This window comes from Trinickia sp. NRRL B-1857 (assembly GCF_050470685.1).
Taxonomy (GTDB): domain Bacteria; phylum Pseudomonadota; class Gammaproteobacteria; order Burkholderiales; family Burkholderiaceae; genus Trinickia.
Map to the genome: position 1 here is coordinate 984,352 of NZ_JBFLUK010000001.1, position 16,662 is coordinate 1,001,013.

General features: G+C 63.1%; 13 protein-coding genes. 6 read left to right on the forward strand and 7 right to left on the reverse strand.

The window, feature by feature from the left end; all coding sequences use genetic code 11:
- Positions 1 to 74: 74 nt before the first annotated feature.
- The 4 genes from AB1286_RS04300 to AB1286_RS04315 all read right to left on the reverse strand — a co-directional run bounded on the left by AB1286_RS04300 (position 75) and on the right by AB1286_RS04315 (position 2,733).
- The gene (locus tag AB1286_RS04300) at positions 75 to 329 is read right to left on the reverse strand and encodes a HepT-like ribonuclease domain-containing protein (protein WP_430362097.1); all 255 of its coding nucleotides are present in this window, start codon (positions 327 to 329) and stop codon (positions 75 to 77) included.
- 39 nt (positions 330 to 368) lie between these two features.
- Positions 369 to 659 carry a nucleotidyltransferase family protein gene (locus AB1286_RS04305; RefSeq protein ID WP_430362098.1) on the reverse strand — a complete coding sequence of 97 codons (291 nt, stop codon included), beginning with the start codon at positions 657 to 659 and terminating at the stop codon, positions 369 to 371.
- Positions 660 to 1,253: 594 nt separating this feature from the next.
- Complete coding sequence (locus AB1286_RS04310) at positions 1,254 to 2,144, reverse strand: RHS repeat-associated core domain-containing protein (RefSeq protein ID WP_430362099.1); 891 nt, start codon at positions 2,142 to 2,144, stop codon at positions 1,254 to 1,256.
- 361 nt (positions 2,145 to 2,505) lie between these two features.
- The gene (locus AB1286_RS04315; protein ID WP_116141572.1) at positions 2,506 to 2,733 is read right to left on the reverse strand and encodes a sulfurtransferase TusA family protein; all 228 of its coding nucleotides are present in this window, start codon (positions 2,731 to 2,733) and stop codon (positions 2,506 to 2,508) included.
- A 360-nt stretch (positions 2,734 to 3,093) separates the two neighbouring features.
- Between AB1286_RS04315 and AB1286_RS04320 the strand changes: the two genes are divergently transcribed.
- Complete coding sequence (locus AB1286_RS04320) at positions 3,094 to 6,150, forward strand: hypothetical protein (RefSeq protein ID WP_430362100.1); 3,057 nt, start codon at positions 3,094 to 3,096, stop codon at positions 6,148 to 6,150.
- Positions 6,151 to 6,210: 60 nt separating this feature from the next.
- On the opposite strand, the gene AB1286_RS04325 is transcribed toward AB1286_RS04320, so the two are convergent.
- The 3 genes from AB1286_RS04325 to AB1286_RS04335 form a co-directional block, all read right to left on the reverse strand.
- On the reverse strand, positions 6,211 to 7,257 hold the full coding sequence (locus tag AB1286_RS04325) for a Gfo/Idh/MocA family oxidoreductase (protein ID WP_430364983.1): 1,047 nt from the start codon (positions 7,255 to 7,257) through the stop codon (positions 6,211 to 6,213).
- 87 nt (positions 7,258 to 7,344) lie between these two features.
- Positions 7,345 to 8,358: an inositol 2-dehydrogenase gene (iolG, locus tag AB1286_RS04330; RefSeq protein ID WP_430362101.1), complete on the reverse strand. Its 1,014-nt coding sequence runs from the start codon at positions 8,356 to 8,358 to the stop codon at positions 7,345 to 7,347.
- On the reverse strand, positions 8,351 to 9,232 hold the full coding sequence (locus AB1286_RS04335) for a MurR/RpiR family transcriptional regulator (protein WP_430362102.1): 882 nt from the start codon (positions 9,230 to 9,232) through the stop codon (positions 8,351 to 8,353). Before AB1286_RS04335 ends, iolG begins: the two co-directional genes overlap by 8 nt.
- A gap of 233 nt (positions 9,233 to 9,465) precedes the next feature.
- Between AB1286_RS04335 and AB1286_RS04340 the strand changes: the two genes are divergently transcribed.
- The 5 genes from AB1286_RS04340 to iolD all read left to right on the forward strand — a co-directional run bounded on the left by AB1286_RS04340 (position 9,466) and on the right by iolD (position 16,651).
- A complete protein-coding gene (locus AB1286_RS04340; RefSeq protein ID WP_430362103.1) occupies positions 9,466 to 10,524 on the forward strand; it encodes a sugar ABC transporter substrate-binding protein in 1,059 nt (352 codons plus the stop codon).
- A 121-nt stretch (positions 10,525 to 10,645) separates the two neighbouring features.
- Positions 10,646 to 11,806: an ABC transporter permease gene (locus AB1286_RS04345; RefSeq protein WP_430362104.1), complete on the forward strand. Its 1,161-nt coding sequence runs from the start codon at positions 10,646 to 10,648 to the stop codon at positions 11,804 to 11,806.
- 15 nt (positions 11,807 to 11,821) lie between these two features.
- Positions 11,822 to 12,637, forward strand: coding sequence for an ATP-binding cassette domain-containing protein (locus tag AB1286_RS04350; RefSeq protein ID WP_430362105.1), 816 nt, complete (start codon positions 11,822 to 11,824; stop codon positions 12,635 to 12,637).
- 34 nt (positions 12,638 to 12,671) lie between these two features.
- On the forward strand, positions 12,672 to 14,687 hold the full coding sequence (locus tag AB1286_RS04355; RefSeq protein ID WP_430362106.1) for a bifunctional 5-dehydro-2-deoxygluconokinase/5-dehydro-2-deoxyphosphogluconate aldolase: 2,016 nt from the start codon (positions 12,672 to 12,674) through the stop codon (positions 14,685 to 14,687).
- A complete protein-coding gene (iolD, locus tag AB1286_RS04360; protein WP_430362107.1) occupies positions 14,687 to 16,651 on the forward strand; it encodes a 3D-(3,5/4)-trihydroxycyclohexane-1,2-dione acylhydrolase (decyclizing) in 1,965 nt (654 codons plus the stop codon). Before AB1286_RS04355 ends, iolD begins: the two co-directional genes overlap by 1 nt.
- Positions 16,652 to 16,662 lie beyond the last annotated feature (11 nt).

Below are 16,662 nucleotides of genomic sequence, written 5' to 3' on the forward strand. Positions count from 1 at the left end.
CCCAGTCCGATTCGATCGTTCGCGCGGTTGTGGACGAAAGAGTCCGGCAGTCGGTGTTCTGCACCACTCCGATTTCAAAGGCGCGTGCGCGCGGACATACGCGTGTAGGATTCCTCATCCACCGGAAGCGTCCCGTCTACTGACGGTGCTCGTAGTGGTCCCTCAGGATGCGCATCGCGAAACTCGCGATGCTGCTTGTAGATCCTGTTGCTCGCTTCGCCGACGATTTCGATGTTGCGGACCACAGCATCAATCAGAAGCTGATTCGCCCGAAAATCAGCCTTCGACATATCGCCAACGTAGGACTCGACGATCGATGGCTTCCACAATATGGCCGAGATAATCCGGCAGGCGAGGTGCCTTGTTGCTCATACCGGTTGCGCCTGGGCGAGCACTCGCGCCCGGAAGTTATCCGGCAGAGCATTCGGCGTCAGCACGTCTACCGCGACGCCGAGCAAATCGGCCAGCTTGTAACGAATGATCCCAACGTTAATCAATGACATACCCGGCAACGGCTCGACCAACAGATCGAGATCGCTTTCGTCCGTATCCTCACCACGCAGCACCGAGCCGAACACGCGCGCGTTCGACGCGCGATTGTCTTCCACGATCCTGCAAATCTCCGCGCGATACGCGTTCAGTGCGATAGAAGGCTTCACGAAAAGCTCCTGTTGATGGACTCGTCACATACTCCCACTGGGGGAATCTCAAGCCCTTTTTGCGTCCCACTCGAAAATGTCGCGGATATAGGCCCAAACCACCTTGGGCGTGTTGCGAAAATCGCTTGCCCCTGCCGGCGCAAGCCACTTGTCGAGCGTTTTTCTGGCACGCTGATCCGTTGTGCAAACCTCGGCAGGGCTAACCCAAACCGCTGAATCAGGTCCCTCAAGTACGCGTGCTGCGAAAGCATTGAGGACTGCTTCGCCACCATCAAATCACCCCGCTTACGATGGCCAACAGCCGCACTGGATCGCCTTCTATGAGTTTCTTAACGGCAGACAGCGACGAGACCCCATGTCGCGCCACGAGCCGATACGCGAGGTAGTCGTCAATAGCGCGGCAAGTCTTTGCGTTCGCCCACACCAAGGGGCGAGGGTTCCCGTTAAAAGCGATTTCGGCGCGAACGGCAGAGTCGACGCGCACCGCCCCTCGTCAACGATTAGCTGCCTCAGACCGTCGACCATGCGGTGCGCAGGCAGATCCACAGTGCCGCGCAATCGGCCCGGACGAGCATCGTAGACGCAGACAGTCGTTCAGTTAGCGTTCCGATCCCAATCGAAATCGAATACGGATGTGGAGGCGAAATCGATCTGTCGTCTCAAGATCCCATGCAGACTCCAGGCCTCCGCGGAAATGTTTCCGATCCTCTCTTGAAGCCCTCTTATCTCGGCCCGCTCACGCTCAAATTGGCTAGCGCGCCGGCCCAGTTGCTCGTCAAGCTGAGTTAAGTTCGCGAGAAGGTGGTTGGCATTGACGGCCAAATCATGGACCACGGGCCTCGTCTCTTGAGCCACATGGGGATCGGTTCTTCCAAGCACTGCCCTTTCCCGCCGATATTCCTGCATCACATCGGGCCATTGCTGTCGGATAGCGAGTGCCTTTTGTTCTATCTCCGCGGCCGTTCCCCGATGCCTCGCGATCAATTCGTTCACCTCCGCAGGCTCGGGCGTGCGCACGGTCAAGGTGCCCGGCGAGACAAAGGGATTCAGTTGCAGCGTCGTCGGTCTAGCCGCTCGGGGACGCTGCGCAGCGCCTGAAGCGCTGTCGTCGCTTGAGCGACTCGCCTCGCCGCTCGTTGAAGGCGTACTTTTGGTTGCCTCTTGTGTCGCTCGCTGCGACGTCTGGGCGGCTAGCGACGAGGCTGCCTCCCCGGCAGCTTCGCGGGTATTTTCCCCAGCGGTCTCCGATACATCCTTCAACAGGCCGCTCCACATATGCCCGCTACGATCGCTGCGGTTGATAGGATCGGCTGCGCAATAAGCGTACGGATGGATGCCGCCGGCTCCGAACGGGCTCCAGCTATCGGGGGCAGCAAAGCGCATGAGCCAAGGCAGATACCAGCGATATCCGTTGCCGAGCGGTATGGCAAACGTCGCACAATCCCTATATACGCCGGTAAAACCGGCAAGATCACTCGGATTCATGGCCTTGGCCTCGCTATTGTAGGAACGACAATGCAGTACCAGGACTCGAATCGTAGGGACGCGGACTCGGTTCGTCAAAGTCGAATCGACGCATTGATCGAATGCAGTCTTAGATGCTGGCGCTATAAGCGCGAACGGCCCGCAATGGGCCGTTCTTGACTCGACAAGCCGAGCTTAAAAGCGGTGGGCCGAATCCCTCTTCGCGGCGTGCCATCATTGCCAAGCACATTCCGGGAAATCGATGCGAAAGGCGCCCCTCGCCGCACACGAAGGCGAGACGCGATATTCGCCTGCGGAAACGGCCACGACGCGCAAACGAAAGCGCATGCCGTCTGAGGAGGAGAAAGATCAACGCGCGCGCTCAGCGCCGGCGCATCAAAAAGACGAACGTTTTATCCTGCGTCGAAGTCTCGACGATTTCGTTGCCCGTTTGTTTGGCGAATGCGGCGAAGTCGCGCTGCGAGCCCGGATCGGTCGCCAGTACCTTCAAAATCTGGCCGCTGGTCATATCGGCCAAGGCCTTTTTGGCGCGCAAAATCGGCAGCGGACAGGTGAGCCCGCGCGCATCGACTTCCTTATGAATTTCCATCGACAATCGGCCTTTGCAGTAAAGCGCCCCGCTTGCGCTTGGGCGGGGCGCAACCGAGCGCACCGTGCCTAGCCAAAAGACGCAAAAGAAAGGAATTTTACCCTAGCCGCTGGCGCCGCGCTCCGTGGCGCCAGCGCGCGCGGATACCCCCGCCGTGCCCCCTCCAACCCCGCAACGCCGACGATCGGTAGTCGCTGCGCCCGGTCCGCGAAATTCGCCCGGTTGCACTACGAGTGCAACCGTCCTGCGCGCGCCATAGACGATAAATACTTCGTGAAACCGCGCTTTGGATGAGCCGGCAAACCGACCGGGTCTTGCCGCGCTGATCGACCGTTTCACTCGAAAGTATCGGAGCACCCCATGAGGATCGCTATCGACGGCGGCGACGGCACGTTGCCGCAATCGGCGCAATATCCCGCGCCGACCGCGCAACAACCGAAGCCGGCACGAACGGACCCGCCGAACGACTCGACGTCGCCAACCGGCTCCACCACGTCGGCGAACGGCTCGGGCATCGCGCCGCTCCCGCCCAGCGATTCGACTACGGACAACGAAATCGACGTCAAATCCGGCGACACGATCTGGGCGATCTACCGCCAACTCGGCTTGTTCGCCAATTCGAACGATCCCGATCCGATCATCGCCAAGAATTTGCCCGCTACGCCATGGCTCGATCCGAGCGCATTCGGCGATCGCCCGGGCAACCCGGCCAACGCGGTCAAAGACATGCAGATCGGCTCGACGGTCACGGTGCTCGACGGCAAACGGCTCGACTTTCTCTCGGCCGAGCGCAGCGCCTTGCAGAGCTACGAATCGATGAACGGCAAGTTCAAACTGTTCGATTCGCAAGACCGTCAAGATGCGTTCGATTCGATCGTCGCGCCCGTGCAGAGCGAAATCGAATATGCGACGCTCCTCACGCCCGTGCCGACGCAAGCCGATCTCGATCGAATCGCGAACACCATCAAACAGCGCGCGCCCGACGATGTGCACCTCGCGAGCGCCGTCGAGGCGGCGGTCGGCAATATCCAAACGGAGCTCAAAGATTGGGGCCGCACGCCCGATCAACTCGGCAAGATCATCGCCGATGCCAAAGCGGGCAACGCGAAGCAGCTCAGCGCCGATATGCAACAGCAACTCGTTGCCGTGGGCCAGGCGACGCTCGACAGCACGGGGGGCGACGCGGCGCAAGCCGAGACGGCCATGCGGGCACGCGTCGGCGTGTACGCGACTTATCTCGGCGCACAGAACAGCGCGCTGGTGGGCAACGCCTCGAACGCCGCCGAGCAACAACTCTTCGTCAACGCGCCCGCGCAGCGCATCGTCGGCGCCTACAACACCGCGTTAGCGAAAGGCGGCAAGGATGCGGCGGCCAAAGCCGCGGCGGCCGCCGCGCACCAATTGCGCATCGAGCTCGATCCGAACGCGAAGCTGCCGGGAAAAGTCGCGCAAATCGCGGCCGACCCGCAGGTGCAGGACATCATGCGCAAGATCGCCGACAACATCGCCGACGGGGTGCGCCAGTTCGGGGGAGAGACGAATACGATGCGCGACACGGTGCTCGATTTTTCGGCCGCGATGCAGAGCACGTTCGACAGCGACGACCCTTCGATTGGGATGTCGCAAGGTAAAGACACCGTCGACAAGATGGCAGGCTATTTGATGGACGCCATCGACAAAGGCGAAACAATGCCGGGCGTGACCTTGATGGAGCGCGGCAAACCGCTCGTCGATTGGCTCGCGCTCGGACTCGGCAAGGACGGCAGCGCGGCGTTGCCGGCCGCACTCGCGGCGAAAGGCAACGCCACCGGCAACGTGCTCTTCTCCAAGGCCGGCTATGCGGCACTGGCCGAAGGCATCGACTCATACAAGAGCATGTATCTGGACCCGCTGCAAACGCAGGCCGCCCAACTGCTCGTACCGATCGAGCGCGGCCCGGCCAGCAACGAGTGGGGCGGCCTGCAATCGGATAGCGACAAAAACGCGACGGTACAAGCGCTCAAGAACGGGCCGCTGGCCGGCGATCTTAAGGGCATCGTCGACGGCCAGACGAAGGCCATGCAGTACTACGCCAAATTCCAGGGCGTGCTCGACCGCTACGGCAACGCGCTCGGCGGCGAAGGCTACGACTCGCCCGTGGGCACCAACGCCTGGTGGGATTCTCGTTCGAACAGCGTCAAGAGCACGATCGATTCGTTCGTCAAAGGCGCCGGCCTCGACCCCGCCAAGATCCAAGCCACCAGTGTGCCGCTCACGCAATTTTGGTGGCAATCGCGCGTGGCGACGGGCTCGATGAAATTCTTCACGCAGCAGTTGGCCAAATCGGGACTGCCGAGCTCGGCCACCGCGGACGACGGATCGCAAGTGCTCAACGCGCTGTTCGGAAACAGCAAGACGGGAGGGGCCGGCATCGCGCCGCGGCTCATGACCGGCTTCATGTCGGGACTGTTCTACGGCAATTCGCTCGTCGCCGCGAGCGCGGCCACGCAGCAGGCACCGGGCGCGAGCCCATGGGCACAACGCCTCTCGACGATCGACAACGAAGGGTTCGCCGCGCTGTACAGCACGCTCAGCGTCTCGCAGATGATGAACTTCGTAGCACCGAACTGGAAAGAGAGCGTATTCGGTCTGACCACGACCGGTGCGGCTGCGACCCCGCAGCGCAAAGTGCTCGAGGCGGCGCTCGCGAAGGTGATGGCGTCAAGCATGTCCGACGGCAGCAAGCAGATGACCTCGGCCGCATTGAAAACGGCGCTGAGCGGCACCGGCGACCTGGCCGGCGCCGCCGTGGCATGGCTCGGGCTCATCCCCCAGATCATGGAAGACAAGACGACCAACCCCGCGCACGACGTCGCATACGGGCTAGCCGGCGTCGCCGACCTCGGCACCTATTTGGCTCGCTCGGCAATTCAAGGGGCCGGCGAATTGGGGCTAGAGGATGTAGCCGGCGCCACATTCGCGGGCTTGACGGCCGATGGCTGGACCGGTGTGGGGGTCGTTATCAACATCGGCGCCGCGGGTATTCAATTTCTCGCGAACCAGGACGACATCATCCACCAGGGCGATTCCGTCAAACAGTATCTGGAGGTACAAGGCGTGCCGGACAATCTGGCCGATCCGTTCGCACGGCACTTGATGAACGATCATTTCGGCGCGACGAGCGCCGGTCCTTTCCTGACCGCCTATTTCAAGGCCAAAGGCAAGACGAACGCAGACATGATCGCCTGGATGAAGTCGGTCAAGAACGGCGACGTCGCCGATCAGATCGCTACGTTTGCCAAGGAACAAGACATCTACAAGCACGACAAGAGTGGCAACGCGATATTGACGTCCGATCAGTTGGCCGGCTTCGATGCGTTCTTGGAACAAGACATCGGCGCGGGCGGCTTTCAACCGGGCGCAAAGGTGCATCCGTAAGCCTTGGATCGCGCGAGGCGGCGATCTATCGATCCCCGCGCTCCTTCAAAGCATGCGACCCTACAGGACGACCGGCAATCCGCTCGTGCACGCCTGCCTCAGTGCATTGCCGATGCGTGTCGCTTCGAGCGCATCGGCAAGCGTCGCGCCGGCCGGCTCTGTGCTCGCCACGCCAGCCAAACGCCCCGCCACCGCCTGCACGAACGCATACGCCTCATGCAGGAACGCGTCCTCGAAACGGTCGAAGAACGTCGGCGTACTCTCGCTGCGCACGCCGAGCGTGTCGTAGATTTGCACGCGATTGCGGCGCGGATCGTGGCCGATCGACAGCGCCCCACCCGTGCCGATCACTTCGCTTTGCGTGTCGTTGCCATGGGCCATCGTCCGCGACGCATAAAACACCGCAAGTCGGCCGCCCTCGAATTCGACCACGCCCACGCCGTTGTCCACGTCGCCGCACGCGCGTAACCCCTCATGCAGTGCGATCGTACCCGTGGCATACGCACGCGTGGCCCGCGCGCCGCCGAAAAACCAGCGCGCCACGTCAATATCGTGAACGGTGCAATCGAGAAAGATGCCGCCCGAGGTCGGCGCAAATCGCACGAAAAACCCTTCGGGATCGTTTTGGTCGGTCGTTTGCGAACGCACCATGAAAGGCCGGCCGATCGTACCGGCGGCGGCCTTCTCATAGGCATCGCGATAGCTCGGATCGAACCGTCGCATGAAGCCGATCGTCGCCTCCAAATGCGGATGTTCGCGCGCTACGGCCAGCACGCGCTCGCATTCGGCCACGTCGAGCGAGAGCGGCTTCTCGCAAAACACGTGCTTACCGGCTCGCAGCGCCGCGACGATTTGATCGGCATGCAACGAAGACGGCGTGACGAGCCAGACGGCATCGATTTCGCGATCGGCCAGCAATGCTTCGTAGTCCGTATAAAGGCGCGGTTCGTTCAGCGTGTCGCGCGCCCAGCCGAGTTCTTCGTCGACCGGGCTGCACGCCGCCGCCAATACCGCCCCCGGCACGCGGTAGGCCAGGTTCGTCGCATGCCGTTTGCCTAGCCGGCCCAATCCCGCGATGCCGATCCTGACCGGCCCGCGCTTTGCCATCGTCGTCACTTGTCTCGCTCCTTGCAGGTCTTTTTCAGGTCGCGGGCTCGCCGGTCGCGACGCGCCCGCGCCATCTATCTCGCCACCTTATTCGCCTACGGTCACGACGCGCCCTTCCCGCCACGAACGCGTCGCCGCCTCCGCCAATTCGAGCGCTTTGACGCCGTCGGCAATCGTCGTCCGCACGGGCGCGCCTTGCGTCACGGCATCGAAGAAATGCGCGATCTCAGTGGCATACGCCGCGCGATAGCGCTCCAGGAAGAACGCCTCGGGCAGGTCGCTCGATACCGCGCTCGCCGTGTAGGACACCACCTCGGTCGGCCGTACGTTGCCGGCTTGCAGCATGCCCGCGCTGCCGAGCACTTCGAACCGCTGATCGTAGCCGTACGCCGCACGACGCGTCGTATTGATCTGGCATAGACGTCCGCGCTTCGTGCGGATCGTGACGGCGGTCGAATCGACGTCGCCGGCATCGAGGATGGCCGGATCGGTCAAGCAGCTACCGTTCGCGTGGACGGTCAGCGCTTCGTCGTCGAGGATCCAGCGGAAGATGTCGAAGTCGTGGATCAACATGTCCTTGAAGATGCCGCCGGAGCGGCGGATGTACTCGACGGGGGGCGCCCCCGGATCCCGGCTCGTTACGACGAGCATTTCGGGCGTGCCGATCTCGCCCGCATCGATACGCGCTTTGACGGCGGAAAAAGTCGGATCGAAGCGGCGCTGAAAACCGATCATGCAGACGACGCCCGCTTGCTCCACGGCACGTGCGCAGGCACGCGCGCGTTCGAGTTCGAGGTCGACGGGCTTTTCGCAGAAGATATGTTTGCCTGCCGCGGCCGAGCGTTCGATCAAATCGGCGTGCGTATCGGTGCTCGAGCAAATCACGCTCGCGCCCACGCTCGAATCGGCCAGCGCGACATCGGCCTCCACCACCGTCGCGCCGTATTGCGCGGCGAGCTCGGCCGCCGCAACGCGGTTCACATCCACGACGTACTTGAGCCGTGCGCCGGGATGGCTCGCGAGATTGCCCGCGTGAATGCGGCCGATGCGGCCCGCGCCGAAAACCGCGACGTCGATCGCGCCGCTCTTGGTGTCAGTCATCGTATCCTCCTGTGTCCTTGGATTCTTCAACATTCAATTCGAGCCGGTACGCAAGCGCCACGAACAGCGCCTGGCACAGACAAATCGTGCTCGTCAGCGCGCGAAACGCGAACGCGCTGCCTTCCTTCACGAACAATTGCGCGCTCGCGTAGCGTGCGAGCGGCGACAGACGGCTATCGGTGATGACAAGCGTCTGCGCTTGATGGTGATGTGCGATACGCAAGCAGTACTGGGTTTCGCGCCCGTACGGCTCGAAGCTGATGGCGATCACGACGTCGCCCTTCTTCACGCTGCGCATTTGCTCGCGGAACATCCCGCCGAAGCCCGAAACCAGATGCACGCGCTTGGCCGTGTGCTGCAACGCATAGACGATGTAGCTCGCCACGGCGAACGAGCGCCGCACGCCGATCACATAAATGTTTTCGGCGTGCTGGAGCATCGAGACGGCGGCCTCGAACTGCTCGTCGTCGAGCGTCGCTTCGAGTTCGTCGAGGCCGTTGCGGCACGCCGCCACGAACTCGCGCGCCACATTGCCGCCCGACAGACGCCCGGGCTTCTCGTCGATGAGCTTGCGAATGCGCTGCTTGTACGTTTGCCCCGAAGGATTCTGGCCGGCATACGCCTGCTTGAACACTTCCTGCAAATCCGAAAACCCCGAAAAGCCAAAACGCTGAGCAAAGCGCACGACCGCGGACGGATGCACGCCGCAGCTCGCGGCGATATCGCTCGTGCGGTCCACCATCACGCTTGCGCGGTGCTGCTCGAGATACGAAGCCACGCTTTTGAGTTGCCTCGGCAGCGAGTCGTACGACTCGGCCACGCGCTGCATGAGCTCGTCGACGCTCGGCAGCGCTGCGCTAGTGTCTTCCTGCATGACGCTGTGTCCTTTTTTAAGCGGGTAGCGGCACGCCGCCTACCCCGCGACCCCGCCCTCCCGACGATGCCGATTATAGGCACGGTCGACATGAAATGGAATGGATTTTCCATTTTTCATTGCAATGAAATTTTCTTTGCAATCGTAGACAAGTTGGCCTAATCTGTTTCGTGAGCGATGCGGCAAACGCCGTCGTCGCTCCCAACGACATAACTTCGAATAGGTGGAGACAAATGAGACTTTGCACCCGCAAGGCCGCTCTGAGGACGTTCGCGGCGGCATTCACATCCGCGCTCGCATTCGCGTTCGGTCCGTTCGCTGTCCAGTCGGCGCACGCGGCGGACGCGCACTTCGTGCTGATCAGCCACGCGCCCGATTCGGACTCGTGGTGGAACACGATCAAGAACGCCATCAAGCAGGCGGACGAGGACTTCAACGTCGAGACCGACTACCGCAATCCGCCGAACGGCGATTTGTCGGACATGGCGCGCCTGATCGAACAAGCGGCGGCGCACAACTACGACGGCGTAGCCACGACGGTCGCCGATTTCGACGTACTCAAAAGCTCCATCAAGAAGGTCACGGACAAGAAAATCCCGCTCGTGACGATCAACTCCGGCACGCTCGAGCAAAGCAAGCAACTCGGCGCGATCATGCACATCGGCCAGCCCGAATACGTCGCGGGCCATGCGGCCGGCGAGAAGGCCAAGGCAGCCGGCATCAAATCGTTCCTCTGCGTGAATCACTACGCGACGAATCCGGCGTCGTTCGAACGCTGCCGCGGCTTTGCCGAAGCGCTCGGCGTCGACTTCAAGTCGTCCACGCTCGATGCGGGTCAAGATCCGAACGGCGTGAAATCGAAGGTTCAAGCCTATCTGCGCAATCATGCGAATACGGGTGCCGTGCTCGCGCTGGGGCCCCTTTCCGCCGATCCGACGATCCGCGCGCTGAAGGATATGGGCCTGGCCGGCAAGATCTGGTTCGCGACCTTCGATTTCGATAACGACATCGCCGGTGCGATCAAGGACGGCACGATTCAATTCGCGATCGATCAGCAGCCCTATCTGCAAGGTTATCTGGCCGTCGCCGTGCTCGCGATCGTGAAGCAAAACCACACCACCGATCCGCTCAAGATCGAAAAGGCGCTGCAAGGCAATCCGAAGTTCCAAAAGCGGCTCGAAACGTACGGTCTCCAACCCGTCTATCAGCCCGATACGATCCTTTCCGGTCCGGGCTTCATCACGAAAGCCAACATCGAGAAAGTCCAGAAATATGCGGGGCAGTACCGCTGATTCTCGCGAGCACCCATCGCTCGCGGTTTGAAAGAGCGGCCTTTGCAATCAAGAAGCTATAGAGCATGACAGTGCGGCGCGGACCGAGCGGTTCGCCCCGCACTGCCCAAGGAGACATTCGATGGGCGTCGCCGATCACTTCCACGCCAACCTACGCAAGCAGTCGCAGCCGAACCCGCCGGGCGGATCCGGCTCGCTCGACGAACGCGTGCGCCGCGAATCGCGGCTCAAGCAGTTCCTTTCCCGCCCCGAGTTCGCCTCGCTCGCCGGCACCGTCATGGTGTTCCTCGTCTTCGCGATCGGCGCCGGCAACTCCGGCATGTTCAATCTCGACGGCATCATGAATTGGTCGCAAGTCGCGGCCTATCTGGGCCTCATCGCCGTCGGCGCATGCCTTCTGATGATCGCCGGCGAATTCGATTTGTCGATCGGTTCGATGATCGGCTTCGCGGGCATGATGGTCGCCCTGCCGACCATGTATTTCCACTGGCCCATCGAACTGGCGATCGTGTTCGCGTTCGCGGGCTCGATGCTGCTCGGCGCGCTCAACGGCTACCTCGTCATGCGCACGCGGCTGCCTTCGTTCATCGTCACACTCGCCTTCATGTTCATCTTGCGCGGGTTGACGCTGGCTTTGTCGGTCATGTTCGCCGACCGCACGATCATCTCGGGGGTGGGCGACGTCGCCGCTCAAAGCCCGCTGGCCCACGCCCTGTTCCAAGGCGTCGCGTTCCATGGCTTGTTCCGCTGGCTCGGCCACATGGGCCTCGTCAAACTGCTCGATTCGGGCGAACCGCTCGTGCCGGGCGTGCCGAAAGTCATCGTCTGGTGGCTCGCGCTCGCGGCGGTGTGCGCCTTCACGCTCGCCAAAACACGTCTGGGCAACTGGATCTTCGCCGTCGGCGGCGATGCGAACGCGGCCAAGAACGTCGGCGTCCCCGTGCGGCGCGTCAAGATTCGCCTGTTCGTCCTGACCGCCTTCTGCGCGTGCCTGTTCGCCGTGCTGCAAGTGTGCGACATCGGCTCGGCGGCTGCCGACCGCGGCTTGCAGAAGGAATTCGAAGCGATCATCGCGGCCGTCATCGGCGGCACGCTGCTCACGGGCGGCTACGGATCGGTCGTCGGCGCGTGCTTCGGCTCGCTGATCTTCGGCGTCGTGCAAATCGGCATCACCTATACGAGCATCGACTCCGACTGGTTCCGCGTGTTCCTCGGCCTCATGCTGCTCTTCGCCGTGCTCTTCAACCACTATGTGCGCAGCCGCGTCGCGCAATCGCGTTGATCGACGGAGAAAACGATGACTTCCGCTACCCCCATGCAAGATCGAAACGACGACATCATCCTCGCGCTCGAGAACGTCAGCCGCTACTTCGGCACGGTGATCGCGCTCAAAGACGTCACGCTGCGGCTGCGTCGCGGCGAGGTGCACTGCCTGCTCGGCGACAACGGCGCCGGCAAATCGACGCTGATCAAGACGCTCGCCGGCGTGCACCAGCCGAGCGAAGGCCAATACCTCGTCGACGGCCAACCCGTCCAGTTCGCCTCGCCCAAGGATGCGCTCGACTTAGGGATTGCCACCGTCTATCAAGATCTCGCGCTCGTGCCGCTGCTCTCGGTTGCGCGCAACTTCTTCATGGGCCGCGAGCCTAGCAAGAAGCTGTTCGGTCTCATCAATGTCCTCGACATCGAGACCGCTGCAACGACGGCGCGCGAGAAACTCGCCGAGATGGGCATCAACGTGCGCGATCCGCATCAGCCGATCGGCACGATGTCGGGCGGCGAGCGTCAATGTCTGGCGATCGCTCGCGCGATCCACTTCGGCGCGCGCGTGTTGATCCTCGACGAGCCCACGGCCGCGCTCGGGGTCAAACAAAGCTTCAACGTGCTCAAGCTCATTCACAAGGCGCGCGAGCGCGGCATTTCCGTCATCTTCATCACACACAATGTGCACCACGCCTACCCGATCGGCGATTCGTTCACGTTGCTCAATCGCGGCCGTTCGATGGGCACGTTCACGAAGGACACGATCAGCAAGGAAGCCGTCCTCGACATGATGGCCGGCGGCGCGGAAATGCAGAAAATGATTGCCGAGCTCGACGGCGCAACGATCTAACGCGGTTCACGACGCTCACTGAAGGATTCCTTTCATGGCTGCCTCTCCTACCTCTAACATGACCACCAGCCGCTTCGCGCCGGACCGAGGGCGCGACATCATCTGCCTCGGCCGCCTCGCGGTCGATCTGTATGCCCAACAAATCGGCGCGCGGTTGGAGGACGTCACGAGCTTCGCCAAATATCTCGGCGGCTCTTCAGCCAACATCGCCTTCGGCTGCGCACGGCTCGGACTCGCCTCGGCCATGCTCGCGCGCGTCGGCAACGATCACATGGGGCGCTTCCTGACGGAGACGCTCGAGCGCGAAGGCTGCGACGTCAGCCATACGCACACCGATCTCGATCGGCTCACCGCCCTCGTATTGCTCGGCATCAAAGATCGCGACACCTTTCCGCTGATCTTTCATCGTGAGAATTGCGCCGATATGGCCATCGATGAAAACGACTTCGACGAAGCGTTCATCGCATCGAGCAAGGCGCTGCTCATCACCGGCACGCATTTTTCGACGGAGCGCGTGAATCGCGCCAGCCGCCGCGCGCTCGACTATGCGCGCCGCAATCAAGTACGCACTATCCTCGACATCGACTATCGGCCCGTGCTGTGGGGGCTGACGGGCAAAGCCGACGGCGAAACGCGCTTCATCGCCGACGAAAGCGTGACATCGCATCTGCAACGGATCTTGCCGCTGTTCGACCTCGTCATCGGCACCGAGGAGGAATTCCGTATCGCGGGCGGCAAGCACGAACTCGTCGATGCGCTGGCGATGGTTCGCGCCGTAACGCCGGCAACGCTCGTCGTCAAGCGCGGGCCGCTCGGCTGCACGATCATCGAGGGCAAGGTCCCCGCTTCGCTCGACGATGCGCCCACCGAACACGGCATTCAGGTGGAAGTGCTCAATGTGCTCGGCGCCGGCGATGCGTTCGCCTCCGGTTTCCTTTCCGAATGGCTGCGCGATGCGCCGCTCGCTCAGTGCGCGCGCACCGCCAACCTGTGCGGCGCGCTCGTCGTGTCGCGCCACGCCTGCGCCCCGGCCATGCCGACGCCGGCGGAACTCGACTATGTACGCGCCGCGCTGGCGCGCGACCCGGCAAGCATGCAGCGGCCCGACCTCGATGCCAAGCTCGCGCGCCTGCACCGCGTGAGCGTGCCGCGGCCGGTGCACGAAGAAGTACTCGGCTTCGCATTCGATCACCGCAATCAATTCTTCGAGCTCGTGCAGCAAACCGGCGCGAGCATGGAGCGCATCTCGGCGCTCAAACAGCTATTCGTCGAGGCGGTGGCGCAGACCGAACACGCGCTTTCGCTGCAAGGACGCATCGGCGTGCTCATCGACGATCGGTACGGCCAGGACGCCTTGAATGCCGCAACCGGACGCGGTTGGTGGATCGGACGCCCCGTGGAATTGCCCGGCTCGCTGCCGCTCGTGTTCCAGCACGGACGCTCGATCGGCACCGCCCTCGTGGCATGGCCGCACGAGCATGTCGTCAAATGCCTCGTCCAATATCACCCCGATGCGCCCATCGGCGAACGTGTGGAGCAAGAAGCGCAACTGCGCGCGCTCTATGACGCCGTGCAGGCAAGCGGGCACGAGCTGCTGCTCGAAGTGATCCCGCCCAAGCGCGACACCCTCCCCGCAGCTGCCGATACCGTCTATCGCGCGCTCAAGCGGCTCTATAACCTCGGCATTCAACCGGAATGGTGGAAGCTCGCGCCGCTTCCCGCCGACCAATGGGAGGCGATCGATGCGCTCATCGCCGAACGCGATCCGTACTGCCGTGGCGTGGTGCTGCTCGGGCTGTCGGCCGCCGTCGACGCATTGACCGAAGGCTTCCGCCCGGCCGCCGCGTCGAAAACATGCAAAGGGTTTACCGTCGGACGCACGATTTTCCACGAGCCGAGCCGTGCCTGGCTCGCCGGCGAGATCGACGATGCAGCGCTCGTCGCGCAGGTTCGAGGCACGTTCGAAACCCTGATCGGCGCCTGGCGCGCAGCGCGCCATGAAGCGGGCATCGCAACGCAGTCGCACGCGACGCGGCGGGAGGCGGCGTGATGAACGTACGACACGCGCAACCTTCGGCCGGCGCCTCGCTTTCCGGCCAAGACGACGCCGCATCTTCGACGATTCGATTGACGGCTGCTCAAGCGCTGGTGCGCTATTTGGCAGCGCAACACGTCGTGGACGAAGACGGCGTATCGACGGTGCCGATGTTCGGCGGCGTCTTCGCGATCTTCGGCCACGGCAACGTCGCGGGCATCGGCGAAGCGCTCTATCAACATCGCGACGTGCTGCCGACCTATCGCGCTCACAACGAGCAAGCGATGGCGCATAGCGCGATCGCTTACGCGAAAGCGCACTTTAGACGCCGCATGATGGCCGTGACGACGTCGATCGGCCCCGGCGCGACGAACCTCGTCACCGCCGCGGCGCTCGCGCACGTCAATCGGTTGCCCGTCCTGCTGCTGCCCGGCGACGTATTCGTCTCGCGCGCGCCCGATCCCGTCTTGCAGCAGGTGGAAGACTTTCAAGACGGCGGGGTGTCCGCCAACGACACGCTCAAGCCGGTCTCGCGCTACTTCGATCGCATCGTGCATCCGGCGCAATTGCTGAGCGCATTGCCGCGCGCGATCCGCGTGCTGACCGACGCGGCACTGGCCGGCCCCGTCACGCTCGCCCTGCCGCAGGACGTGCAAGCGATGGCCTACGACTATCCGCGCGCATTCTTCGAACCGCGTATCGTCCGCTTTCATGCGCCGACGCCCGGAGAAGAGGAGCTCGAAGCAGCGGTGCAAGCGCTGCGCGGAGCCTCGCAGCCTGTCATCGTCGCCGGCGGCGGCGTGCTGTATAGCCGCGGCGGCACCGAAGCGCTGCGTGCATTCGCCGAACGCCACGGAATTGCCGTCGGTGAGACGCAAGCGGGCAAAGGCGCACTTGCTTGGGATCATCCGCTCAATGCCGGTGCGGTCGGCGTCACGGGTGCGAGCGCGATCAATGCGCTGGCACACGTTGCCGATTGCGTGATCGCGGTCGGCACCCGGTTGCAGGACTTCACGACGGGCTCGAATACCCTCTTCACGCAAGCGCACGTCGTCGGCATCAACGCCAACGCCTTCGACGCGCTGAAACACCGTGCGACAACGGTGCTCTCCGACGCACGAGCCGCACTCGACGCGCTCAGCGAGCGGCTAGGCGGCTGGCAGGCGAATCCGGCTTGGACGGAACGCGCACGCGCCCTGTCGAGCGCTTGGCGCGAGACGGTAACGTCCCGCACCCATGCTTCGCCGACGGCCGGCGCGTTGCCCTATGACGCCGACGTGATCGGCGCCGTGCAACGCTCCAACCCGCGCTCGACGCAACAAGACATCGCCGTGTGCGCGGCCGGCACCCTACCGGCGGAGCTGCACAAGCTTTGGCGCGCCAGCCGACCGGGCGGCTATCACGTCGAGTACGGCTATTCCTGCATGGGCTATGAAATCGCAGGCGGGCTTGGCGCGAAACTCGCGCGTCCCGAACGCGAGGTGATCGTCTTCGTCGGAGACGGCAGCTATCTCATGATGAACAGCGAAATCGCGACCTCGGTCATGCTCGGCGCGAAGCTCATCGTCGTCGTGCTCGACAACCGCGGCTACGGCTGCATCAACCGTCTTCAGCAAGCCTGTGGCGGCGCGCCGTTCAACAACCTGCTCGACGATTGCCTACAAGGCCCGCTCGGGGCGCCGAACATCGATTTCGCCGCTCATGCGCGTTCGCTGGGCGCGCTGGCCGAGCACGCGGCCGACATCGGCGAATTCGAGGCGGCGCTGGTCCGCGCGCGCGCCGCAGATCGCACGTCCGTTATCGTCATCGACACCGATCCGGCCCGCACGACGGACGACGGCGGCTGGTGGTGGGAAGTTGCCGTACCCGAAGTTTCGATGCGCGAGAGCGTGCGTCAAGCGCGCGCCGTCTACGAGGCGAAGGTTGCGGAGCGTGACGGGATGCATGGGACCGAGGACGAGCATGGTCACGCCGGTTGAACGAATCGAAC